General features: G+C 40.2%; 26 protein-coding genes. 20 read left to right on the plus strand and 6 right to left on the minus strand.

Annotation, left to right across the window (positions count from 1 at the left end; genetic code table 11):
- Position 1: 1 nt before the first annotated feature.
- From dmpG to ACEQ1T_RS07450, 4 genes are read left to right on the plus strand one after another with little or no spacing between them, the layout of a single operon-like run.
- Positions 2-1,027, plus strand: a complete 1,026-nt coding sequence (gene dmpG, locus ACEQ1T_RS07435) for a 4-hydroxy-2-oxovalerate aldolase (protein ID WP_206835472.1) — start codon at positions 2-4, stop codon at positions 1,025-1,027.
- 15 nt (positions 1,028-1,042) lie between these two features.
- Complete coding sequence (locus tag ACEQ1T_RS07440; protein ID WP_370222269.1) at positions 1,043-1,831, plus strand: 2-keto-4-pentenoate hydratase; 789 nt, start codon at positions 1,043-1,045, stop codon at positions 1,829-1,831.
- Between the two features lie 43 nt (positions 1,832-1,874).
- Positions 1,875-2,060 (plus strand): 4-oxalocrotonate tautomerase, encoded by a 186-nt coding sequence (locus tag ACEQ1T_RS07445; RefSeq protein WP_206835479.1) that lies wholly within the window; start codon positions 1,875-1,877, stop codon positions 2,058-2,060.
- A gap of 59 nt (positions 2,061-2,119) precedes the next feature.
- A complete protein-coding gene (locus ACEQ1T_RS07450) occupies positions 2,120-2,968 on the plus strand; it encodes an extradiol ring-cleavage dioxygenase (RefSeq protein ID WP_206835481.1) in 849 nt (282 codons plus the stop codon).
- An 81-nt stretch (positions 2,969-3,049) separates the two neighbouring features.
- Here ACEQ1T_RS07450 and ACEQ1T_RS07455 read toward each other — a convergent pair whose 3' ends face one another.
- Positions 3,050-3,955: a LysR family transcriptional regulator gene (locus ACEQ1T_RS07455; RefSeq protein ID WP_206835483.1), complete on the minus strand. Its 906-nt coding sequence runs from the start codon at positions 3,953-3,955 to the stop codon at positions 3,050-3,052.
- 159 nt (positions 3,956-4,114) lie between these two features.
- On the opposite strand from ACEQ1T_RS07455, the gene ACEQ1T_RS07460 reads away from it, so the two are divergent.
- Both ACEQ1T_RS07460 and ACEQ1T_RS07465 read left to right on the plus strand, forming a co-directional pair.
- The gene (locus ACEQ1T_RS07460; RefSeq protein WP_370222271.1) at positions 4,115-5,890 is read left to right on the plus strand and encodes a thiamine pyrophosphate-requiring protein; all 1,776 of its coding nucleotides are present in this window, start codon (positions 4,115-4,117) and stop codon (positions 5,888-5,890) included.
- 120 nt (positions 5,891-6,010) lie between these two features.
- Entirely contained in the window at positions 6,011-7,069 is a 1,059-nt protein-coding gene (locus ACEQ1T_RS07465) for a TRAP transporter substrate-binding protein (protein WP_206835486.1), read from the plus strand.
- Between the two features lie 52 nt (positions 7,070-7,121).
- On the opposite strand, the gene ACEQ1T_RS07470 is transcribed toward ACEQ1T_RS07465, so the two are convergent.
- Positions 7,122-7,901, minus strand: a complete 780-nt coding sequence (locus ACEQ1T_RS07470; protein ID WP_370222272.1) for an IclR family transcriptional regulator — start codon at positions 7,899-7,901, stop codon at positions 7,122-7,124.
- Positions 7,902-7,918: 17 nt separating this feature from the next.
- Positions 7,919-8,707, minus strand: a complete 789-nt coding sequence (locus ACEQ1T_RS07475) for an IclR family transcriptional regulator (protein ID WP_370222273.1) — start codon at positions 8,705-8,707, stop codon at positions 7,919-7,921.
- Between the two features lie 119 nt (positions 8,708-8,826).
- On the opposite strand from ACEQ1T_RS07475, the gene pobA reads away from it, so the two are divergent.
- The 11 genes from pobA (at position 8,827) to ACEQ1T_RS07530 (ending at position 20,121) form a co-directional block, all read left to right on the plus strand.
- Positions 8,827-10,047, plus strand: coding sequence for a 4-hydroxybenzoate 3-monooxygenase (pobA, locus tag ACEQ1T_RS07480; protein ID WP_370222274.1), 1,221 nt, complete (start codon positions 8,827-8,829; stop codon positions 10,045-10,047).
- Positions 10,048-10,349: 302 nt separating this feature from the next.
- Positions 10,350-11,402, plus strand: a complete 1,053-nt coding sequence (locus ACEQ1T_RS07485; protein ID WP_370222276.1) for a TRAP transporter substrate-binding protein — start codon at positions 10,350-10,352, stop codon at positions 11,400-11,402.
- Between the two features lie 23 nt (positions 11,403-11,425).
- Positions 11,426-11,998, plus strand: a complete 573-nt coding sequence (locus ACEQ1T_RS07490; protein ID WP_206835504.1) for a TRAP transporter small permease — start codon at positions 11,426-11,428, stop codon at positions 11,996-11,998.
- Positions 11,988-13,292 (plus strand): TRAP transporter large permease, encoded by a 1,305-nt coding sequence (locus ACEQ1T_RS07495; RefSeq protein ID WP_206835506.1) that lies wholly within the window; start codon positions 11,988-11,990, stop codon positions 13,290-13,292. The genes ACEQ1T_RS07490 and ACEQ1T_RS07495 overlap by 11 nt, the downstream gene beginning before the upstream one ends.
- Positions 13,293-13,345: 53 nt before the next feature.
- Complete coding sequence (locus ACEQ1T_RS07500) at positions 13,346-14,698, plus strand: aromatic ring-hydroxylating dioxygenase subunit alpha (protein ID WP_370222277.1); 1,353 nt, start codon at positions 13,346-13,348, stop codon at positions 14,696-14,698.
- Positions 14,695-15,219, plus strand: a complete 525-nt coding sequence (locus ACEQ1T_RS07505; protein WP_206835511.1) for a 3-phenylpropionate/cinnamic acid dioxygenase subunit beta — start codon at positions 14,695-14,697, stop codon at positions 15,217-15,219. The genes ACEQ1T_RS07500 and ACEQ1T_RS07505 overlap by 4 nt, the downstream gene beginning before the upstream one ends.
- A 316-nt stretch (positions 15,220-15,535) precedes the next feature.
- Positions 15,536-16,390 (plus strand): MurR/RpiR family transcriptional regulator, encoded by an 855-nt coding sequence (locus ACEQ1T_RS07510; protein WP_206835514.1) that lies wholly within the window; start codon positions 15,536-15,538, stop codon positions 16,388-16,390.
- Between the two features lie 51 nt (positions 16,391-16,441).
- Complete coding sequence (locus tag ACEQ1T_RS07515; RefSeq protein WP_206835518.1) at positions 16,442-17,821, plus strand: YjiH family protein; 1,380 nt, start codon at positions 16,442-16,444, stop codon at positions 17,819-17,821.
- Positions 17,822-17,896: 75 nt separating this feature from the next.
- Positions 17,897-18,715, plus strand: a complete 819-nt coding sequence (locus ACEQ1T_RS07520) for a GNAT family N-acetyltransferase (RefSeq protein ID WP_206835520.1) — start codon at positions 17,897-17,899, stop codon at positions 18,713-18,715.
- Between the two features lie 12 nt (positions 18,716-18,727).
- Positions 18,728-19,837: an o-succinylbenzoate synthase gene (menC, locus tag ACEQ1T_RS07525; protein ID WP_206835523.1), complete on the plus strand. Its 1,110-nt coding sequence runs from the start codon at positions 18,728-18,730 to the stop codon at positions 19,835-19,837.
- A gap of 143 nt (positions 19,838-19,980) precedes the next feature.
- A complete protein-coding gene (locus ACEQ1T_RS07530) occupies positions 19,981-20,121 on the plus strand; it encodes a hypothetical protein (protein WP_206835525.1) in 141 nt (46 codons plus the stop codon).
- Positions 20,122-20,190: 69 nt separating this feature from the next.
- On the opposite strand, the gene ACEQ1T_RS07535 is transcribed toward ACEQ1T_RS07530, so the two are convergent.
- Positions 20,191-20,316, minus strand: coding sequence for a hypothetical protein (locus tag ACEQ1T_RS07535; RefSeq protein WP_280516052.1), 126 nt, complete (start codon positions 20,314-20,316; stop codon positions 20,191-20,193).
- A gap of 97 nt (positions 20,317-20,413) precedes the next feature.
- Positions 20,414-20,608 carry an alpha/beta-type small acid-soluble spore protein gene (locus tag ACEQ1T_RS07540; protein WP_009331132.1) on the minus strand — a complete coding sequence of 65 codons (195 nt, stop codon included), beginning with the start codon at positions 20,606-20,608 and terminating at the stop codon, positions 20,414-20,416.
- A gap of 273 nt (positions 20,609-20,881) precedes the next feature.
- Here ACEQ1T_RS07540 and ACEQ1T_RS07545 point away from each other — a divergent pair, with 273 nt between their 5' ends.
- From ACEQ1T_RS07545 to ACEQ1T_RS07555, 3 genes are read left to right on the plus strand one after another with little or no spacing between them, the layout of a single operon-like run.
- On the plus strand, positions 20,882-22,150 hold the full coding sequence (locus ACEQ1T_RS07545) for an ammonium transporter (protein WP_370222279.1): 1,269 nt from the start codon (positions 20,882-20,884) through the stop codon (positions 22,148-22,150).
- Positions 22,151-22,185: 35 nt separating this feature from the next.
- Positions 22,186-23,169 carry a DUF294 nucleotidyltransferase-like domain-containing protein gene (locus tag ACEQ1T_RS07550; RefSeq protein WP_370222280.1) on the plus strand — a complete coding sequence of 328 codons (984 nt, stop codon included), beginning with the start codon at positions 22,186-22,188 and terminating at the stop codon, positions 23,167-23,169.
- Positions 23,169-23,894 (plus strand): exonuclease domain-containing protein, encoded by a 726-nt coding sequence (locus ACEQ1T_RS07555; protein WP_370222282.1) that lies wholly within the window; start codon positions 23,169-23,171, stop codon positions 23,892-23,894. Before ACEQ1T_RS07550 ends, ACEQ1T_RS07555 begins: the two co-directional genes overlap by 1 nt.
- Before the next feature lie 144 nt (positions 23,895-24,038).
- On the opposite strand, the gene ACEQ1T_RS07560 is transcribed toward ACEQ1T_RS07555, so the two are convergent.
- Positions 24,039-24,371 (minus strand): hypothetical protein, encoded by a 333-nt coding sequence (locus ACEQ1T_RS07560; protein WP_206835538.1) that lies wholly within the window; start codon positions 24,369-24,371, stop codon positions 24,039-24,041.
- Positions 24,372-24,516 lie beyond the last annotated feature (145 nt).

The raw sequence follows: 24,516 nt of genomic DNA on the forward strand, positions 1-24,516 counted from the left end.
AATGACTCTAAACAGAGATATTTTAATAACAGAGGTGGCATTGCGTGACGGAAGCCATGCAGTAGGACACCAATTTACAGTTGAGCAAGTAACACAAGTGGCCCGTGGATTGGATGAAGCAAATGTCCCTTACATTGAAGTGACCCATGGCGACGGTTTGGGCGGTTCTTCTTTACAATATGGCTTATCGCTTATGAATGAAATGGAGTTAATTGAAGCAGCTGCGGCTTCGGTTACTAATTCTAAAATTGCTGTTTTGCTATTGCCTGGAATTGGGACAATGCCGGAGTTAAAAGAAGCAGCCCGTTTAGGCGCAAAGATGGCAAGAATCGCCACCCATGTTACAGAAGCAGATGTTTCACCACAGCATATTGCATTGGCAAAAGATTTGGGTATGGAAACGGTAGGATTTTTAATGATGTCCCACATGGCGCCAACAGAAAAGCTTGTTGAACAGGCAAAGCTGATGGAAAGCTATGGAGCAGATACAGTATATGTAGTGGATTCTGCAGGTGCCTTGCTGCCGCATCAAGTGACAGAAAGAATTTATGCACTGAAAAACAGCTTATCGGTCAATATTGGATTCCACGGCCATAATAACCTTTCTTTAGCAATGGGTAATACTCTTGCTGCTATTGAAGCAGGGGCTACAAGGATTGACGGAAGCATTCGCTGTCTAGGCGCAGGAGCAGGAAATACCCAGACTGAAGTGCTTGTTGCTGTTTTAGACCGTCTTGGAATTAAAACTGGTGTGGATATTTATAAAATGATGGATATTGCAGAAAACTTGGTAGCGCCAATTTTACAAAAACCCCAAGAAATAACAAAGGATAGCCTGGTTCTTGGCTATGCAGGTGTCTATTCCAGCTTTTTGCTGCATGCACAGCGGGCAGCAGCAAGATTTGGAATTGATTCACGGGATATATTAATAGAACTTGGAAAGAGAAATGTTGTTGGAGGCCAGGAAGATATGATTATTGATGTGGCAGCAGAGATATCAAAGAAAAAACTAGGTGCCGGCGTCTGATAAGGAGGAAATTAAATGCCTAATCAAGAATATAAGGAAATTGCTCAATATTTAGTAGCAGCTGAAGTTGAAAAGCGTGAAGTAATTAAGATTACCTCAGAAATCAACCCTAATCTAACAGTTGAGGAAGGTTATCTGGTCCAACAAGAGCTGGTAAATATCAAGATGTCAGAGGGGAAGAAGATTATAGGCCCTAAGATGGGCTTAACCAGTCAGGCGAAGATGAAACAAATGAATGTGGATGAGCCGATATATGGATATGTATTTGATTATATGCTCATTGAAAATGGCGGGGAATTGTCTTTCCATGAGTTGATACATCCTAAAGTAGAGGCTGAAATCGCGTTTGTGATCGGTGAAGATATCGAAGGGCCGGGTGTAACAGGTGCCCAAGTGCTTGCAAAGACAGAATATGTGCTGCCGGCTCTGGAAATTATTGATAGCCGTTATGAGAACTTTAATTTTACCCTTCCGGATGTAATTGCTGATAATGCTTCAACATCACGTGTCGTATTTGGTACATCATTAAAGAAACCTGATCAACTGGATCTTGATTTAGTAGGCGCCACACTATCAATCAACGGAGAAATGAAAGATTTGGGAGCAGGTGCAGCAGTTTTAGGTCATCCTGCTAATTCAATTGCCATGCTTGCAAATATGCTTTCAAGAAAAGGCGAAATAGTGCGAAAAGGTGATGTGATTCTCACTGGGGCACTTACTGGGGCAAGTATGCTTGCAGCAGGCGATTTTGTCAGCGGCAAATTTGATGGTCTTGGCGAAGTGACATTCACAGTAAAAGAGTGAGGAATCCGTCTAACATTTAATATAGAAAGAAGATGAAAAGAAAATGCCAATTATCAATGTTCAAATCATTGAAGGCAGACCGAAGGAAAAGGTTGCTGAAGTAATTCAGAATATTACAAATGCGGTTTCAGAAACATTAGATGCCCCTAAAGAAACAGTAAGAGTGATTGTGACAGAAATCCCTAAAACGCACTGGGGAAAAGCGGGGAAGCCAATGTCAGAAAAATGAAAGCTAATCGTTTAGTTATCTTTTAGCGAGAAAAAACTTTTTAAAGGAGGATCAGATGAATGACGATTGAGCTATGTATGCTCGTACCCCATGTTCCAAGTATTTGCCATGAAGACCAGGTTCCTGACTTCCAGCAGCCAATGGTAACTGCAATGAAGGAATTGGCCAAGGATATTGAACAAATTAAACCGGATGCGATTGTGCTTGTTTCATGTCACTGGCCGTCGACATTTTTTCACTATGTTGATGGTACACCAATACATAAAGGGATCTTAACAGCAATAGAAGCACCTGACTTAATTAAAGATGTTCCCTACTCCTATCCAGGAGATGAAATGCTGGCGAATGAATTGGTGAGTGCTGGAAAAGCTGCCGGCCTGCAAGTACAGGGCGTAAATGATCCATATTATGTATGGGATTATGGGAGTGTGGTACCTCTGAGATACCTTGTTCCAAAAGAGGATATACCAGTCATTAACCTTTCAGTTACATTAGCGGCAAGCATTGAGGAAACCTATCAATGGGGACAGGTAATTGCAAAGGTTCTGCGTGAAAGCCAAAAGCGGATTGTATTTGTTTCGAGCGGTGCCTTATCTCATAATCTGGTTAGGGGCAGGCATAACAAGCCGACTATCGCAGAACATGCCCTTGATAAGCAGTTTGTAGAGTTTGTAATGAATAATGACTACAAGTCTGCTTACCAAATGCTTCCTGAATATGCGAGAATGGCGAAAGTTGAATCGGGTGGACGCCATTTGGCGATGCTTTTCAGCATGCTGCAAGATAATTGTACCCCATCCTATTTGGCGGATGGACAATCCTCAGGAAGCTGGAATGCACTTATTACCTTTGAAAAAGCAAATGTATCATGTAATGGTGAGACCACAGAACGAGAATATGCAAACTAATAAAATGATAAAGAAGCTGTGTAAATGCAGATTTATACAGCTTCTTTGTGCTTAATTACGGTTTTGAATCTTTGCTCAATTTTAAAATTTATTTAGGATATGATGGCTGTTCTTGTTGAATGTTTCCAGGAAGCGTTTGGCGATCTGTGATAAATAACCGTTTTTCAGCCAAATAGCATAAGTTCCTGTGGTAAGGCGGCAATCATTAATTGAAAGAACTTTAAGATTATCTCGGGAGTAAGATGCTGAAGCTGATAAGGGAAGAATAACTGCACCGGCCCCTGACTCAACTAATGATAATAGGATGGTGGTATTTGGAGACTCTGCAACAATTTTTGGCTTTAATCCCCTTTTGGTGAATTCTTCAAGAAGCATTTCATAAATACCTTCTCCGTTTACTCGATGCAAAGCTACTAAAGGCAAAACAGAGAGTTCTTCCATAGTCACAGAATTCGTATTACTGCCAACTGCCCACTCTTTAGGAAGTATGCAAACAAAGGGTTCTTCCTCGATTGAGATATATGAGAAATTTTTCTTTTCGATTGGGGAACGAACGATTGCAAGCTCAATTTGCCGGTCAAGAATGTAATCAGATAAACGAAATGGATCGCCTTCCCATATTTTAAAAGTGATGTGAGGATAATATGCTTGAAAGTGGTGTATTCGTTCCGGCAGATGGCATATACAAGAAATAGCTGTACCGATATTGAGAGTTCCGCGCAATCCTCCTCCTGCTTCTTTTACTTCAGTGATAATATCATCGAAGTTATATAAATGCTTTTTCCCTTTTTTATATAGAATTTCTCCGGCTTCAGTTAATTCAAGTGTTCTTCCATTACGAATAAGCAATTTTGTTCCAAGCTCTTTTTCTAAATTTATTAACTGCTGGCTCAGGGGAGGCTGCGCCATATTCAACTTTTTCGCTGCAAGGGTAATTTGTCCTTCTTCTACAATTGTAATGAAATATTTGAGCTGCCTTAAATCCATACAAACCGGCTCCTTGTCTTAAGTATACTTAAAAAGTATATAAATATTAGAAAATTAATATTTTTCATATATTTTACCATGTGATAGGATTTAATTAAACAGTTATGTAAGCGCTTAAAAATGGTTTAGGCAAAAACGATTACGATAGGAGGAGAGAATGTGAGTGTTCAGGAAGTGAAAAAAGAAACAAGCATAGCTTCAAACTATAAGACAATATATACAGCAGCTGACGCAATGCTGGAAACTTTACAGGAAAATGGGGTGAAATATATTTTTGCCAATTTGGGAAGTGACCATCCCGCCATCATTGAAAGCTTTGCCAAAGCTAAATTAGAAGATAAGGATACACCTCAAATTATTACTTGTCCTCACGAATTTGTTGCTATGAGTGCTGCACATGGATATGCCATGCTTACTGGAGAGCCGCAGGCTGTTATTGTTCATGTTGACTGTGGGACACAGAACTTGGGCGGGGCTATACATAATGCTGCAAAGGCAAGAATCCCAATTCTGATATTTGCTGGAACATCACCAGCTACACAGGAGGGGGAATTAAAGGGAAGCCGAAATGAGTATATTCATTGGCTGCAGGATTCGTTTGATCAAAGGGGAATCGTAAGAGGATATGCGAAATACGACAATGAAATACGAACTGGTAAAAATATCAAACAAGTGGTAACTCGGTCAATTCAAATTGCTAAGAGTGATCCTAAAGGGCCTGCATACTTAATGGCTGCGCGTGAAGTAATGGAAGAAGAAATTGACCCTTATGAAATTGATCATAATAGATGGGGGTGCATTTCTCCTTCTGCCATACCAGATGATAGAATACAGGAAATAGCAGGCCGATTGCTGAAAGCAGCAAAACCTTTAATTGTTACTTCATACGCAGGGAGGAACCAGAGAAGTGTACAACAGTTAATTAAGTTATCTGAAAGACTGGCAATACCTGTACTTGAATCAGTGCCCAGCTATATGAATTTCCCATCTGATCATCCGATGCATATAGGTTATACATGGAATGAACCACATCAGAATAAACATTTGGAAGACGCCGACTTTATTCTTGTAGTAGACAGCGATGTTCCATGGATTCCATATAAAAATAAACCCTCTGAGAATTCCGAAATTATAATCATTGACATAGACCCTTTAAAGGAAAAAATCCCGCTTTGGTATATCCCGGCGGAAGGATTCTTTAAAGCAGATTCCTTCATTGCCCTCTCACAAATTAATTCCTACATTAATAAGCATCAGAGATTAATAGATGAATCGTCCGTTTCAAATAGATATACAGCCATTTCAAGGATTCACAAAGCACAAAGACTTGAATGGGAGGCAATGGAGTATCCCGGCGAGGAATCAGCCATTACACCACAAATGCTGACAGGCTGTTTAAGGGAGGTTCTCAATGATGAAGACATAGTCATTAGTGAGGCCATAACAAATTTCTCAACAGTTACAAGACATCTGCCAAGGAATAAGCCGGGTACTTACTTTAGCCCAGGAGCAAGCTCCTTAGGCTGGAGCGGGGGAGCTGCATTTGGTGCAAAGCTGGCCGCACCAGATAAGCTTGTTGTTGCATTGACAGGTGATGGAAGTTTTATGTTCAGTAATCCAACTCCTTTGCACTGGATGTCAGGAAAATATGAAACTCCTTTCTTAACGATTATTTACAACAATGATGGCTGGACAGCACCAAAACTTTCTACATTAGGAGTGCATCCAAATGGAATCGCTCAACAAACAGATGAATTTTTTGTTAAATTCAATCCAGCGGCGAGGTACGCTGATATCGCTAAATCTGCTGGCGGGACATTCGCCTTTATTGTTGAAAAGCCAAAAGAACTAAAAGATACCCTGTTAAAAGCTATTCATGCCGTCAAACATGAAGGCAAGTCAGCGGTAGTGGATGTCAGGCTGCCGCAAGGCTAAAATTTCAAAGAAAATGGTGAATAGGCTCATTCCAATGAAGCACAAATCGAGAATTGCTTAACATCATTCTAAAAAAATCAGAAAATCTTAAACTGCCAAAAGAAAAAGGGGTGTAACGCAGTGGGAAAGAATCAGCAATTTATTAGACGTATTGGCATTTTGGGAGTTGCAAGTTTAATGGCTTTTGCTTTAACAGCATGTAGCGGCTCTTCCAATAATACCGCAGCGAAAGGTGAAAAAACTGTTGATCTGGCTGTGTCCAGCTTTATGCCAGGCCAGCATCCGCAGCATTCGGATGTTATTGAGCCTTTTTTGAGAGAGGTTGAAAAAGCAACTGAAGGAAGAGTCAAAGGGACTATTTATTCCGGGAGTGCCCTGGGAAAAGCAAATGAACAATATGACTTGGCGGTTACAGGTACGGCAGCTATGTCAATGGCACTGCATGCCAATACTCCTGGGAAGTTCCCTTTAACAGGTGTCACAGAACTGCCGTTTATGGGGGAAAATGCGGAAGACGGTACCCGTATTTTCTGGTCATTGTATGAAAAATTCCCTGAAATAGCTGAAGAACATGCAGAGACTAAAGTCGCCTGGTTATTTAAGAATGATGCAGCCCAAATTTTCACTACGAAAAAACCTATAAAGAAAATGGAAGATTTAAATGGATTGAAGATTCGAACCCCTTCTCCTGCTGGAACAGCTATTCTTGAGACGTTTGGAGCTACCCCTGTATCCATTCCTATGGATGGTGTATATGAAGCCATGCAGAAAGGAGTCGTTGACGGAGCTTTAGCTCCTGCATCGGTGATAACAAACTTCCAATTGTCTGATGTCACAAAGTATATAACCAAAGGGGATTTCTATACGAGCAGCTTATTCATGGTTATGAACTCCAAAACCTGGGAAAACATATCCCCTGAGGATCAAAAAGCTATAGAGAATCTAATGGGGGAATCAGTGGCTATGAAAGCTGGTGCTGTGTATGATGAAGACGGTGATCTGGGCTGGAAGCAAGCGGAGGAAGCCGGAATAGAAGTTTATGAGCTATCTGATGATGAAAAAGCAGAATGGGAAAAAGCCCTGCAGCCTGTTTATAGTAAGTGGATTGATGAAATGAAAGCCAAAGGGCTTCCTGGCAAGGAGATCTATGATGAAGCTGTCCGTTTGAAAAATCAATGATCACATAATTAATGCGCCTGTCCCCAAAGGGACGGGCGCATTTATATTTTAGTCAAATACATAAGTTGCGATTTATTATTTTTTCAGAAAGTTCATTTGCAGCCCTCTTTACTATCTTCGCCAGCTCAGGGGCACTTTGATGATTGATTCTCGAGGAGGGACCTGCAATGCTTATTGAATAAGAGGCCATTCCTGGTTGAGAAAACACAGGAGAGGCAATAGATGATACACCCTTATGCATTTCTTCCCTGCTAAAAGCATAGCCGTTTTTTTTAATCAGAGAAAGTAGGAATTTTAGTTTTTGTGGATTAGTAACCGTGTAATCAGTTAACTTTGGCAGTCCTTTTTCAATTACTCCCTTAATCACTTCCTCAGGCTGGAAAGCTAGTATTGCTTGTCCTGAACTTGTACAGTGGATGTAGTTTCGCTTGCCAGCATGTGAAAGGAGGTGTACATAGTTTACAGCATCCATTTTTTGTAAGTAGATGACTCTATTATCTGTCAAGGTAGACAAATGTGCGGTTTCACCTGTCTCTTGAACTAATCTCTTCAGAATGTCAGGTGAACATTTACAGATATCATATTGGGACAGAATTGTCGTTCCTTTTGCTAAAATAGAGGATCCGAGCCGGAAGTTTTTAGATACAGGATCTCTCGCAAGGAAGCCTTCTTGCATTAGTGTAAATGTCAATCGATAAATGGTGCTGTTTCCAACGCCTATCTTTTCGCTAAGTTCGCTTAAACTTAGTTCTGGCTCCTCCATTGTGAAGAGATTTAATAGTCTTAATGCATTCCTTAGTGAGGAAACTCTCCCAGCTGGCAAATTCTCCATTTAATCTCCCCCTTACTTTAAATATCAATAAAAACTGATTCAAGATACCCTAATCTTTTTGAAATAGCCTCTGCTGTTTTGGTGATTTCCGATACGATTTCCATCATTTTGCTTTCCGAAATTCTTTGTCTTGGGCCGGCTGCACTAACTGCAGCAATGACCTTACCGGTATAATCTTTGACAGGTGCAGCAATACTGACTGCATCTGTATGAAGTACATCTATACAAATTGCAAACCCTTTTTCTTTTATGTAATGAATCTCTTGTAAAAGTTCTTCCTGGTTAGTAAAACTGTTCGGTCCCATCTTCGGAAGCCCATTGCCAATCACCTCTATCGTTTTCTCCATAGGCTGGTGAGCTAACAACACCAGTCCAGAACTCGTGCATACGGCAGGATTGTCTTTGCCTATGTATGAAAGGAGCCTGACTGGGTGTTTACATTCAGTTTTTAGTAAATATATGATTCTGTCACCTTCCAATACGGAGATGTGAGCTGTTTCTCCTATTCTATTTACCAGTGAGTTTAATGGCTCTGCCGCTTCCCGATGTATTTCCAAATGAGTAGTCAGGACGCCAGCTAAACATAAAAGGGTTAATCCAAGGCGGTATTGTTTTCCGTATTTTTCCAAATAACCTTCCTCTGTCAAATCTGCAACTAAGCGGCTAACAGAACTTTTGGGTACATTTAGCTCGCGTGAGATTTCTGTTATCCCCCATAGAGGCTTATCTTTTGTAAACAATTTGATAATGGAAAGTCCGTTTTGGACTGATTGTAATAACGATTTACTGGTAGCCAAACAAACCACTCCAAAAAATTCATAATTGTTCCATATAGAAGAAAAAGTTTCTTCTATTCAGAATATTCATATTATAACATGGTGTTGAAAGCGTTAACATATAAAAAGCAAAAAAGGAGATTGGTAGTTTGCGTACACAAGTAGGAATTATTGGAGCTGGACCTGCAGGACTAATGTTGTCTCATTTACTGCATCTGCAGGGAATTGAAACAATTGTAATTGAGAAAAGGTCGCGGGAAGAAATTGAAGGCACCATCCGTGCAGGAGTGCTGGAACAGGGGACAGTGGATTTGCTGAATGCATCGGGAGTAGGAGAAAGAATGTTGATAGAGGGGCATATTCATCAGGGCATAGAGCTGCAATTTAATGGAAATAGGCATCGGATCAACATGGAAGAATTGACAGGCGGCAAAAGGATTACTGTATATGCGCAGCACGAGGTCATCAAGGATTTAGTTGCTGCAAGGGTGCAGGCTTGCGGGGAAATTATTTTTAATGCTGATCATGTGAGTTTACATGATATTGAAACAGAAGAGCCTAAGATTCGCTTTAAGAAGGAAGGAATGGGAAATGAAATTGTATGCGATTTTATAGCTGGCTGTGATGGTTTCCATGGGCCCAGCCGCCAGGCCATTCCAAATATCATCCGTACAGAAAAGCAGAAAGTATATCCTTTTGGATGGCTTGGTATCTTGGCTGAAACCCCGCCGGTAAATCCCGAACTAATTTACACAAACCATGAAAGAGGATTTGCCCTAATAAGTACACGTTCACCAGAAGTCCAGCGCCATTATCTTCAGGTAGATCCAAATGATGATATAAAGAATTGGTCAGACGACCGGATATGGACGGAACTGCATGCCAGGGTTGATAGTGAAGATGGATTAAAAATGAAGGAAGGTCCAATCATACAAAAAAATATCGTGTCTATGCGAAGTTTTGTTTGTGAAACCATGCAGCATGGACGTTTATTTATTGCCGGCGATGCAGCACATATCGTACCGCCTACAGGAGCCAAGGGATTAAATCTTGCTATCTCGGATGTATACGTCATGTCAAATGGCCTGCTGCAGTTCTATCAATCAGGCAAACAAGAGATTCTTGACCAATATTCTGAAATATGCCTGCGCAGAATCTGGAAGGCACAAAGATTCTCCTATTGGATGACAACCATGCTGCATCGAGATGTCAACCATTCATCCTATGAATATCAAATTCAACTCGCAGAACTGGATTATGTGACATCATCCATTGCCGCATCGACTAGCCTGGCAGAGAATTATGTTGGTCTTCCATTTGAAATTCCTGGATATAATTTTAATATGAATTCTGCCGGTTTGTCAGTTTAATTATTTCTTTGCAGCTCATAATGAGGCGCCTTTAGCACTCATTATGAGTTTTTTTGTTTTATGGAAAAAATAAAAAATTTTTAATATGTTGCACATAGAGCAACTGACCCCTTGTTGCTGAATAAACAATGAAATAACATAAAAATAAGAAAATATAAAAAATTTAATATATTCAAAACGGAAGGAGGTCTATAAAATAGTTGGCTGTTTATACATTCTTAATGATTAAAATGAAAGCGTTTTATTTATAAAAATGCCAGTATTTTAATGAAAAATTTAATAGGCAGAAAGGGAGAAAAGAAGTGAAAAAAACTACAAAGTTTTCATTTGCGATTTTGATGATATTGATGCTGATGGTTTTCACTGCTTGTTCAAGCACTTCTGGCGGTGAGGCTGAGGCTGATGGGAAAGGGCTCGAATTTAAAATGGGACATATGAATTCCCCAGATCATGTCCAGGACAAATTAGCTATGGCACCTTTTAGTGAAGAGGTTGCAAAGGTTACAGAAAATAGAGTGAAATTTAAAATATACCCTGGCGGAGCCTTGGGAGGCCCTAAAGATACTTATGACAACATAGTTACAGGGATCATGGATGCAGGTTGGGGACTACAGGGATACAATGCAGGGAAATTCCCAGTTCATTCTGTTCTGCAGCTGCCATTTCTTACTGGGGGCAACGGTGCTGAATTAAGTGTTGTAGCTCAAAAACTGTATGACACTTTCCCGGAAATTCAGAAAGAATATGACGACGTAAAGCTGCTTTGGGTACATGCTGCTGATCCTTATGCAATTATTACAAAAGGGAAAGCTGTAAGAAGTTTTGAAGATGCTAAGGGCTTGAAGTTAAGAACACCATCAGTAGAAGCTGGGAAAATGATCGAGTCATGGGGAGCAACTCCTGTTTCACTTCCTGCGCCGGAGATTTATGATGCTATGCAAAAGGGAGTGATAGATGGTGGCGTTCTGCCAGTTGCAGCAATCAAAGACTTTAACTTATTTGATGTAGTGGATTATGTTACTCTGGGGGATTTTAATACGAGCATTTATTATGTTGCAATGAATAAGAATAGCTGGGACAAGATCCCTAAAGAAGATCAAGAAATGATAAATGAACTAATCGGCGTTCCAATGGCAGAAAAAGCCGGTGCTGCATTCGATAAACAAAAAGAACTGGCAGAGAAAGAAGCAAAAGATGGAGGCACGGAGTTCATTAATTTATCAGATTCAGACTTACAGAAATTTAAAGATGCATCAAAAGGTGTAACGGAAAATTGGTTATCCGAAATGGAGAAAAAAGATGTTGATAGCCAAAAAATCTATGATGAAACGATTAAGTTAATAGAGAGCAAGTAGTAATACACTGTGAGGTGATATAAATGGAACAAGAATTACAGAAAAATATCTCGTTGGGCAAGGTAATTCCCAGCGAGCTTTCCTTTTTTCAAAAATTGACACTTTTTCTAGAAAAACTAACCCTGGCAATTAACAATATCCTGCATAAAGTCTCCAGCATATTGCTTTTCTTGTTAATGTTTCTAACTACTGCAGATGTAATAGGGAGATACTTTTTCAATAATCCGATAACAGGAACATATGAATTAACCGGTCTGGCACTCGCTTTGATGATTTTCTTTAGTCTTGGCTCAGGGCAAATATTCAAAGATCATATTGAGATTGATTTTTTGACAAGTAAAATGCCTAATAAGGTTCAGGCCGTATTGAGTGGAGCGGCTTCTCTTATTCTATTCACTCTAATGTCCCTAACAACCTGGCAATTAATCGAGTATACCAAGAGGACCTGGCAGGGAAATGAGTTAAGTGGAGATTTAGGATTACCGCTGTATATTTTTATAGGTTTAACAGTAATTGGTGCTTTTTCTTTTACCCTGACTTTTCTATTAGATGCTTTTCAGTCATTCATAAAGGCGGTGAATAAAAATGAGTCCTGAGGTAATTGGTGTTATTGGCATCTTGTTGTTGCTCACTCTGATTCTTTTAAGGGTATCAGTTGGTCTTTCACTATTCCTCGTTGGTTTTTTAGGTGTTTCATGGCTGTCTGATTGGAGTGTGGGTTTATCCCAATTAGGCTCTTCTGCATTTGGGTCTGCCAATAATTATGGTTTAAGTGTTATCCCCCTATTTATTTTAATGGGAATGTTTATGTCAAATACAGGTTTAGGCAAAGATCTTTTTGTTGCTGTTGATAAGTGGATTGGCCATTTTCGAGGCGGATTAGCAATTGCAACAGTTGGTGCAGCTTCCATCTTTTCTGCAATTTCAGGCTCATCTAATGCCACAACAGCGACATTGTCAAAAATATGCATTCCTGAAATGAATGAATATCAATATAAAAAACCCTTTTCTACTGCAGCAGTAGCAGCTGGCGGTACATTGGGAGTGCTGATACCTCCGAGTGTCCTGCTGATAATTTACGGTGCACTAACTTCTGAACCCATTGGGCCATTATTAATAGGAGGTCTTGTGCCTGGTATCCTAATGACACTCTTATTTATGCTGATGATTAATATACAAGTCCGCTTGAATCCTGAAATCGCTCCAACAAAACAGGTAGTTTCTACCACGAAAGAAAAATTCTCTTCTTTAAGAGGCATCTGGCCATTTCTGCTAATATTTGCAATAAGCATTGGCGGTATATATTTTGGCGTATTTACTCCGAGTGAAGCTGGAGGTATTGGTGCAATTGGAGCATTTGTACTTACTCTACTAACTAAACGTTTGAAATTTAAAGGCTTACTATCATCTTTGGATGAGACTTTGAGATTAACAGTTATGTTATTTTTGATTTTAATTGGGGCGGCTTTATTTGGGAAGTTTTTAGCTTTAAGCCAAATTCCAATGTATTTGACTACGCTGGTAGGAGGGCTTGATGTATCTCCGTACGTAATATTGGCTTTAATCCTGGTTGTTTATTTCATATTAGGGATGTTTCTTGAAGGTATTGCCATAATGACACTAACACTTCCAATAGTATATCCGATTATTACTCAATTAGGCTTTGATGGCTTATGGTTTGGAATCATTATGATCATGCTTATTAATATTGGTGTATTAACTCCGCCTCTGGGATTAAGTGTTTATATTATTAGTGGGGTAGTGAAGGATGTTCCGATTGAAAAAATCTTTAGAGGAGTAATTCCAGCAATTTGTACGATGGCGGTGTTAACTATCATACTCATTATTTTCCCAGAAATAGTAACATTTTTGCCGAGCATGATTAAGTAAGGTGAGAAAAGGTTATGAATGAATTTTAATATACTCGGAGGGGATCCTGAGACATGATAAAAAAAACATTGGACGAAAAGGCATTTCAGTTATTGAAGGAAAAAATGGAGCAGGGCTTGTTTCCGCAATGGGTGCTTACAGATCCAGATATTTATGAACTGGAAATTGATAAGATTTTTGGGCACACTTGGCAGTTTCTTGCTCATGAAACAGAACTTAAAGATTCAGGCAGTTATGTTACCAGATGGATGGTTAATGACCCGGTCCTGCTTGTGAAAAATAGGAAAGGTGAAATTAAAGGTTATTTAAACTCCTGCACCCACCGGGGGACACAGTTATGCACGGCTGATCATGGAAATAAAAAAAACTTCACTTGCCCTTATCATGGCTGGAGCTATAACTTAGATGGTGAATTAATTGGAATTGTAGCAGGCAATAAGGTTTATGGAGAAGAAATGGATAAATCAGAGTGGGGTTTAAGAGAAATTCCTCAAGTCGCAAGTTATCAGGGAATGATTTTTGGTTGCCTGGACCCTGCAGCTATGCCATTGGAAGAATATTTAGGTGATATGAAATGGTATTTTGATATATTGCTAGGCAGAAGTGACGGTGGAATGGAAGTGAGAGGTCTTCCGCAGCGTTGGGTAGCAAAAGCGAATTGGAAGGCAACGGCAGAAAATTTTGCAGCAGATCCTTACCATGTCCAAACAACCCACAGGTCCACAGTCGAGCTTGGAATCAGTCCGGAAGATCCCCTATATGCCGGATATGGGCACCAGATAGTTACCGAAAATGGACATGGCATAAATGTCATCACTTCTAAAACAGGTAAAGCCAGAGTTCCTTATCAAGGCACTCCTGATTCCATGTGGCCGATGTTTAAAAAGAATCTGACACCGGAACAGGATGAAATCTTATCTGGAGTAACCGTTTTTGTTGGAGGAGTTTACCCTAATCTTTCATTTGTAAGTCCCATTCATGGGACTGAAGGGCATCTGCATAATTATTTGAATTTTAGGATGTGGAGGCCTATAGGACCTGAAAAAGTCGAGGTTTGGTGCTGGTTTCTTATAGACAAGGCAGCCCCGGAAGAGTATAAGGAAGCTGCTTATAGGGGATATTTAGGTTCCTTTGGCCCTACCGGCACTCTTGAACAAGATGATACAGAAACGTGGGCAAGGATTGTTGAAGTCAGCAAAGGCCTAATGATGAGGGATAAAGAATTGAATTATAATAATGTCAGCAATTATTTAATGGGTTTTGATAGGGTTGAACCGGATGAATCCTTCCCTGGGCCGGGAATCGCCTATCCAACCACTTATTTAGATGCTATTTCGAGAAGTATGCATGAGAATTGGTTTAAGCTAATTTCAAAAGACCTCTTTGTAAAGGAGGCTGTAAAATGAGTTCATATTTGTCAATTCCAATTACAGCCCACTTGCAAATGGAGATAACTAATCTTCTTAACCTGGAAGCTTACTATTTGGATAATGGGAAATATAAAGAGTGGCTTGACCTATTGTCTGACGATCTCACATATAGAATGCCTCTTAGGGAAACACTTGAAGGAGTAGGAGCCGATAATGTATCCAAAGATGCTTCATTCTTTGAGGAAACAAAGAAGTCGTTAACTACACGGGTAAATCGTCTATATACAAAGTCTGCATGGGTGGAGAATCCGGCCACCAGGCAGCGTCACTTTATCTCAAATATCATGGTTGAGAGCACGAAAGATCCTGATGAATTTAAAGTGAGAAGTTATTTTTTATTCAAAAGAAGCAGAGGGTCAACCCATGATATAGAAGAGATGTTTGGCGAGAGAAATGATATCGTAAGAAAAGAAAGTAATCAGTGGAAAATTGCATCAAGAACAATACTTCCAGATCAATCTGTTATTACGACAATGAATATGAGCATGTTTTTATAACACTAAAACCACTAAAGACACTCTTTAGTGGTTTTTTTAATTATAAGGTGATCACTGAAACTTCTGGCAGTTTTTAAGGGTTATAATGCATAAAAATAAAATATTTTTGTTAAAAATACATATTTCTCTTGCTAAAGAAGTATTTCATCCTTTAAAATTTTCTTAAAGAAGGATTCCCTTCATGTAGAAGATAGATTCCTAGATGGATTTAGATAAAAATAATTTAGAATAGTGGAAATTCTTCTTGTTTGGGAAGCATTTCATGCTTTATACTTTGCATAAGAAGTTTTTCCTTCACTATTCATGAGGAGCCGGCATGGATAAGAAAACAATGAGCCAGATGATTAAAGAAAGCTATTCCTCACTCTCCCCAGGACAGAGGAAAGCTGCTGAATTTATTTTGGAGCACGCTGATGAAGCAGTTTTATTAACAGCATTTCAAGTCGGGAGAAATGCAGGAGTCAGTGAGACAACAGTCATTCGTCTTGCGTATGCACTTGGGTTCAGCGGTTATTCCCAAATGCAGGATCGAATCAGAAAAGAGTGGCTTGCCGGGAAACAGCAGGATTACATTGAAAATGACTCAGTCATAGAAAATGCTGAGAAAGAGAACCTGTTTAGGAGAGTCATTGATCAAGAGAGGAAAATACTTCTGCAATTGCTTGATCAGGTTGATGAAAGGGAAGTTTGGGAAGCGATTAATGCATTAATACAGGCAGACAGGGTTTATATTGGGGGTTTTGGCAGTTCTTTTGCCGCTGCATACTGGTTTTATTACACACTTAAACAAATAAGGGGAAATGTTTTTATCTCAAGTCCTGGCGGCTTTCTTCCTGAGGATGTGTGTGATTTAACAGAGCAATCGGCCGTTGTCATTTTTTCTTTTCCTCGATACCGGAAAGAAGCGTTAAAGCTTGCTTCTATTGCTGAAAGGCAAGGTTCCAGGATTGTTGCCATAACAGACCGCCAGCTTTCGCCAATCGGGCAGATGGCAGCAGTTACACTTACAACGGATGAGCTTATGGATTCTGGACATCATTCAATAGCTTCCGTAATTAGTATACTGGAGGTAATGATTGCAGGCATCGAAGAACGGGATTATGAAAGAATTGCAAAAAGACAGCAGGAACTGGAAGTTTTGTATGCTGAACAAGAGCTGTTTTTTGAGTAAGTCAGGACAGCAGGGGAGTTAAAACAAGAAAAATAAAAGGGGGCAAAACGAATGAGCAGTCTTTCAAAGAAGGTTCAGCAGGAGGAAAGGGCATCCTACACAGCCGGGGACTATTTAAAATTTTTAATTCCTTCACTGGTCGGGGTTTTACTTTTTATGGTACCGATTCAAGGAGATGATGGGATTACCATCCCGGTTGCTTATTTAGCAAATCAAATTAATGGATTACTGGGAGATTCCATTCCTTCAATTACTGTTATTATAATGGCTCTTTCAGTAATTGGCTCACTGATGGCAGTAATTTTTAAACCGGGATTTATCTTGAACAGCCCATATTTGAACAAATTACTGAATGTCAGTAAATTTTGGGTGGCAGCCCGTTTGCTTGGAACAGTTTTTGCTATTATTACATTATTTGAGTTTGGTCTGGAACCGGTATATTCAGAGAATACGGGCGCGCTTTTAATCTATGATTTGATCCCTATACTATTTACTACATTTCTCCTGGCAGGTTTATTGCTGCCGCTTCTATTAAATTTCGGTCTCCTCGAATTTTTTGGTGCATTATTGATTAAAGTTATGAGGCCAGTTTTTAAGCTGCCGGGGCGATCTTCGCTTGATTGTCTGGCATCATGGGTAGGTGACGGGACAATTGGAGTCCTGTTAACGACAAAACAATATGAAGAAGGATATTACACAAAGCGGGAGGCAGCAGTGGTGGCAACAACCTTCTCAGTTGTTTCCATTACTTTTACGATTGTAATTATTCAATATTTAAACTTAGAGCAATATTTCGTTCATTACTATTTAACGATTATCCTGGCTGGTCTGGTGGCAGCTATAGTAATGCCTCGAATTCCCCCTTTATCAAGGAAAGCCGATACGGCGTATGAAGGGACAGAGCTCAAGGCGGAAACGAATATCCCTTCTCATACTACACCTGTAAAATGGGGATTCAATAATGCCATTAAGAAGGCGCGTACAAATAATAGTGCTGCAGCAGTTGTAAAAGAAGGTTTTGAAAACGTTTTGGACATGTGGATGGGAGTTCTGCCAATTGTTATGGCGATTGGAACGGTTGCACTGGTAATTGCTGAATTCACCCCTGCATTTACCATTCTTGGCAAGCCGTTTGAACCGGTCCTGGCTTTAATGCAAATTCCGGAGGCGGCAGAAGCGGCCCAGACAATGGTGGTTGGATTTGCAGATATGTTCCTTCCAGCTGTCATCGGCAGCGGCATTGAAAGTGAAATGACAAGATTTATTATTGCCTGTGTTTCTGTAACACAGCTGGTATATATGTCTGAAATGGGCGGTCTGCTATTGGGTTCAAATCTGCCTGTCAGCATTAAGGACTTAATTCTTATTTTCCTTCTGCGTACTATTATAACGCTGCCAATTGTAGCAGCTGTGGCTCACATTATTTTTTAGGGACTTTATAGCATTTCGTAAAAAGGGCAGCATATTGGCCGGCGTATTTTTGGATATGCAGGAAAGGGGAAGGTTATGCAGAAAGAAGCGTTACCATCATTGGAAATTAAAAACCTTCATACAGTTAAGGACCTTGAAGCTGTATACGAACTTGAAACTCGAATATGGAGTGTGGAAGAAGCTGTGCCGGTTAATCATACAGTGGCAACGGTTAAAAATGGCGGGTTTGTGTTAGGTGCGTTCCTGGAAGATGAACTGATCGGCTTTCAATACAGCTTTCCCGGCTTTGACGGCACAAAGGTATATCTTTGCTCTCACAGTCTTGGTATTCACACAAAGTACCGGGCATTCGGGATTGGGGAAAAGCTGAAAAATGCGCAAAAAAAGACAGCGCTTGAGAAAGGCTATGATCTCATTTCGTGGACATATGACCCTCTTGAAACGGTTAATGCCAATCTCAATCTGCATAAGCTCGGGGCAGTGTGCACTCAATATATTGAAAATGCTTATGGTGAAATGTCAGACCATATGAATGCAGGCATACCATCTGACCGATTTTTAGTGGAGTGGCGAATTAAAGAGGAATGTCCTGAACGTCAATGGTCTGAAGATGTTCTGCCACTGGCTTTAGAAACAGGTATGGCGAATGGTGTTTATGTTCCTGAAAATACAAAGTTGTCCCATGATAATGAAAAAATTCTTATACCTGTTCCTGGGAATTTTCAGGATATTAAAAAGAAGGACTTTGAATTGGCTCTGAAATGGAGAAAGAGCACGAAAGAAGTATTCGTTCATTATCTTAGTAAAGGCTGGATTGTAACGGATCTGAAAAAGGACGTAACCGCGGAACACCAATACTTTTATCTCTTGGAAAAAGAGAAGGGATACTGCTAGGAGAATGGGAAGATGAAAATTAAAAGCATCGTTTTAAGGCACGTCAAAATGGAGCTGCTGAATCCATTTACTACAAGTGTCGGAACAGAAGTGGATAAGGACTTTATTCTGGTAGAAGTAAAATCAAAAAGCGGAGAGTCAGGCTGGGCTGAATCGGTTTCCATTATAGAGCCAATATACAATGAAGAAACAGTTAAAACAAATTGGCATATAATGAGTGATCACTTAATACCGATCCTTTTTGCATCAGAAATTCGGCACCCTGATGATGTTTCAGAGGCTTTCAGGCCAATCAGGGGGAATTTCAATGCTAAAGCAGCTCTCGAGGGTGCTGTCTGGGACCTATATGCGCGGGAGAAGGGGTTATCTCTCGCAAAAGCATTAGGCGGAGTAAAGGAAAAAATTGAAGTTGGCGTAAGTGTGGGCATACAGGAGTCAGAAGTAAAGATGCTCAAGCAAATTGAAGGTTATGTAAATGAAGGCTACCGGCGAATTAAGGTAAAAATCAAGCCGGGCTGGGATGTGCAAATTCTAAAATCCATCCGTGCCCAATTTCCTGAAATACAGCTTATGGCTGATGCCAATTGCGCCTATACACTTAATGATATTGATCACCTTCAAAGGCTGGAGGAGTTTAATCTAATGATGATTGAACAGCCTTTAGATCATGATGATATTATCGACCATGCCAAGCTTCAAAGTCATCTGAAAACGCCAATTTGCCTTGATGAAAGTATACATACCTTTGAGGATGCCAGAAAAGCGATTGAGCTTGGAAGCTGCAGAATCATAAATCTTAAAATCGGCCGGGTTGGCGGACTGACAGAGTCCAGAAAAATTCACGACCTTTGCAAAGATCATAACATTCCAATGTGGTGTGGCGGAATGCTTGAAGCTGGAATAGGCCGTGCGCACAATATTGCCATTACTTCACTGTCCAATTTTACGCTTCCTGGCGATACAGCCCCATCCTCCCACTACTGGAAGGAAGATATCATCGATCCTGAAGTCACTATGGAAGATGGATTTATATTCGTACCTCAAAGTCCTGGAATAGGCTATGAACCTAATCGTTCAAAAATAGAGGATGTCACTCTTTATAGCCGGACTTTCTCTAAATAATAAGATTTTCTTTGTTATCTAACAAAGTCGGTGCAGTTCACCATTGCGGTGAACTGTTTTTGTTTTTAGAGCTGTCAATAGGCATATTCTAATCCGTACAGAAACAAGATAATAGCAAGGTAAGCATAAAGGGAGGGTTAATCGTGAAGGAAGAAGATAAACAAGACATTGAAGGATTAAATCAGATATTTGAAATCATAAATGCAAAAGGTGATAAGGGAGAAATTAATGAAATTTTGAAAAGGCAAAACAGTAAAATGTGTGAATCAGAAAAGGAAAAGTAAAGGATATGGTTTATTTTAAAGTCACAAAAAAAGGCAGTCAAGTGACGTGCCTTTTTTGTGTGAGCCAGTTTATTTTTGCAGATCTTTTTTTGTCACTTCGCTTCTGATATCTGCCTCTCTTGAGAACTCCGTATCCTGTTTTTTGTTATTAGGATATTTGTTTTTTCTTTCGCGGTTGTCATTTTTGTTGGTCATGGGTATGCCTCCGTTCGGTCAGTCTCCTGTTGTGTGAAACTATTTTTTTAATAACCGGCCCATGGATAGGGCCGGTTAAGTCCAGCAAAAACATCCTCTACTGATTCTGCTGGTTTTTAAGCTGCTGTTCTGCCATTGCGACAAGACGCTTTGTCATCTCCCCGCCGACAGAACCGTTTGCTCGTGCGGTCGTATCAGCACCAAGCTGAACTCCAAACTCATTGGCGATTTCCTGTTTCATTTGATCCAATACATTTCCTGCACCGGGTACCAAAAGTTTGTTTCTTGCCATGATACATCACTCCCGACGATTATTTGAGCAAATGAATGCTCGTTTTTAACTTAACCGATTAATATCAGACGGATGCAACTATAAAATTGCCAATCATTTTTATTTGAAAACGATGTTAGGTTATCTGACGTAAAAATTAAAAATTTTCTAAAAACAGATTGACTTCCATAAAATTTAGAGTAAAATAAGGATTAAATTAAATGATGTTAGATAATATAACATTAATTTTATATTAAATCTCACATCAAAAATAATAACAGGGAGGAATTACAATTGGATGCCACATTTTTAATGAACAGTCTGTGGGTTATGCTGGGAGCAATTTTAGTCATTTTTATGCTTGGCGGATTTATTATGCTGGAAGCCGGTTCTACCAGGATGAAAAATGCGGGGCATATTGCAGGAAAAACGATCTTTACCTTTGGTTTATCATCATTAGTGTTTTGGGCTGTGGGCTTTGGTTTCATATTTGGTGATAATGCAAATATCCTCGTTGGGCTTACAAATTTCTTTTACTCAGGTGCTGAACTTGAAGAGATGGGCTTATCTTCTTCGGTATTCTTCGTATTTCAGCTGGCATTTGCCGGTATTGCCATCACGATTGCACTTGGCGGATTTGCTGAACGTGCAAAACTATCCGTTTACCTCATTTTTACCGTATTATTTTCCGCAATAGTTTATCCTGTCGTTGCTCATTGGATTTGGGGAGGAGGCTGGCTTGCAGAACACGGCAAGCAGGACTTTGCCGGTTCAACAGTTGTTCACTTAACAGGTGCAATGGCAGCCTTGGCTGCTACTATATTACTTAAGCCCCGAATTGGAAAATTTAATAAAGATGGTTCGGCTAACAATATCTATGGGCATAACCAAGTATATACAGCTCTGGGTGTGCTGATCCTGTGGGTAGGCTGGTTCGGGTTTAACGCTGGGAGTACATTGACTGTGGAAGATGGGTTCTTTGGATTTGTAGCTCTTAACACAAATCTTGCTGCCGGAGCAGGTGCAGTATCAGCTCTGATCATTTCCTGGGTGGTTATGGGGAAATCCGATGTGCCGACAATGCTTAATGGTGCGCTGGCAGGCCTGGTCGCTATTACAGCTTCCTGCGCATTTGTGGATACATGGGCAGCTGTTGTCATAGGGTTTGTAGCAGGAATCCTTGTATTCTACAGTGTGCGTTTCTTTGAAAAGAGAAAAATCGATGATCCCATCTTTGCGCTATCTGTTCACGGTGCAGCTGGGGTTTGGGGAACATTATCCACTGGTTTCTTTGCAACACCTGAATTGGCAGCAGTCGGAAAGCCTGGATTGTTTTATGGCGGAGGTTTTGAACAGCTGGGAGTCCAGTTCATGGGTGTAGCTGTCTCTGCTCTTTATGCTTTTGCTGTATCCTTCATTATTTTGGCAGCTGCCAAAAAAGTATTGGGAGGACTTCGGGTAACAGAGGAAGAAGAAATTATGGGATTAGATTTAAGTGAACATGGAAGCTACGGATATCCGGAAGTCTTCATGGCTGATGAAAACAAAAGTTTAAGCTCGTAAGCAAGACGCGAACTTTCCTTAAAGGAAGTGCCTGGATGGAATCATCATTTAATTCATATCAATCCCTGAAAAAGTGGAAAGAGGAACAGATAATAAAATATCGTTATGATGCCAGTGCTCTGAATGAATTTCACGACCTTATCATGAAAGCTGTTATTAGCATAGCTTTGGAGCGATTGAATATAGTAAAATCACCTTCATGGAAGTTTGCCTGGTTTACAATGGGAAGCGGCGGAAGAAAGGAACAGGGCTTTCTGAGTGACCAGGACCATGGATTGGTATTTGAACCGGGAGCGGCTGAAGCAGAAGTGTATTTTTTGCAGCTGGGGGAGGAAATTTCAAAAGGTCTGCATACAGTGGGATATCCATATTGCGAAGGGAATGTGATGTGTTCAAATCCGCTGTGGTGCAAGTCGCTTTCTAAATGGAAAGAACAGATCCAAACATGGATGCAGGAGGAGACTCTGCAGACGATAAGAAATCTCCACATTTTCTATGACAGCAGAGTGCTTGCAGGCCAGGAGGATTATATATCCGAATTAAAGTCTTTTATCCACATGAACATTCAAAAATCCCCCCATTTGCTGACCAGGATGATGGAAACCAGCATGCATATAAAAAAATCAGTCGGTCCATTTGGCCAGATTCTGACAGAGGAAAAGGGGAGCCATCAAGGAGAGCTGGATCTTAAATATGCGGCATTTATACCTTATGTAAATGCTGTTAGAATTCTTGCAGTCAAAGAAGGGTTATCGGAGACGTCCACTATTGCCCGAATGAGTAAGCTCAAAGAAATGAATGGCTATGAGGAGGAAATGGGTAAATATAAAAGTAATTTTGCTGCATTGTTAAAATGGAGACTCCAGTCATACAGGCAAAGAGATACTTATGATGATACCCATTACATTCAGCTGAAATCCTTATCAAAATCTGAAAGAAATGAATTGAAGAATATTTTAAAGGATAGCAAAAAGCTTCATCAGTTTGTGATTCGGGCCATTGAAAAGGGTGCAGGTTAGTGGGATTCCATCCTTTCGTCCAATTTGTCAGAGGTATTCAGGGAAAACTTCAAACTAATATGTTCGGTGGGATGAATGGTCAAAATCCGCAGCATATCGCATTTATAAGGCAAATGCAGAGGGAACTGGAGAATACCGATTCAATGGATATTCCATTCGGAAAATTGAATGTGGCTGTCTTTGATATTGAAACAACTGGATTTTATCCCGATAAAGGGGATCAGATTATATCGATTGGTGCGGTTAAAATTATTAAAGGGAAAGTCAGTGAAGACAGTTTTTATTCATTAGTCCGATTCGAAAAGCCTCTTTCAAACCAAATAAAGGAACTGACAGGTTTATCTGAGGGAGATTTAGAAAAAGCTCCTCCTCTCTCGGAGGTATTGATTAGCTTCCTTGAATTTGTGAAGGATATGCCGCTTGTGGCACATCATGCGAACCATGAGAAAAGCTTTATGCAGCACAGCTGCTGGAAGCTTTTCCGCACGCAATTCAAGTATAGAATATTAGATACCTCCTTCCTTTACAGGATAGCAGACCCTAATAAATCATTCTGGAGATTAGAAGACCTTTGTGAATTTTATAGCATTCCTGTTTATAACCGCCATCATGCCCTGGGGGATGCAAAGCTTACAGCTCTCTTATGGTGCCGCTTGATCGAAGAAGTTCATAAATTAGGATGCTCCAACTTAAATGAGGTTTACGAGCGCCTAGCCAGGTTTTAGCTAAAAAGAAATAGGCCAAACACAGTACAGACAGAAATTACAAAGGTCTGCGTACAAATCAAAATATAGATTAAAGCCCCAATCACAAGATTGGGGCAAATTTGTTATTCCTAAGGCTCGCAGCACAAAGCAAAAAGTTCTCCCTTAGAATTCCCCGTCAAATGGAGTAAAAGGAATGTTAAGTCTATTCTCAACTGCTCTTAGCCTTTGGTTCAGCCTATTAAGTCTTCGTGTATGGCGGTCAACGGTCTGATTCAGCATCTTAACCTGGTCAGTCAAATTTACCAGCTGCCTGTTCAGTCGTGTAATCTCTCTGGATTGGTCCTGATTTTGCCTTTCTAAAGCTGTAACCCTTCTTTCGAGCTGCTGGGGCTGTCTGTCAGAATTATATTGTTCGAACTGCTGAAATTCATATTCAGGGGTGAAGTGGGCTGCTGGCTGAGGAAGATAACCTTGATAATAGCCATATGGATACATTGGGCACTCTCCTTTTATACAAAAATCCTATAACTCCTTATAAGTTATGCATAAATGGGCGGAGAGACACGGCAAATGCCTATTTTAATTGCCGGCTGCTAATTTGTGATCGGTATCATCTAAAGGGAAGGTCTTTAAACAGCCG

Origin of the sequence: Cytobacillus sp. (assembly GCF_964223445.1) — a bacterium.
Lineage (GTDB): Bacteria > Bacillota > Bacilli > Bacillales > Cytobacillaceae > Cytobacillus.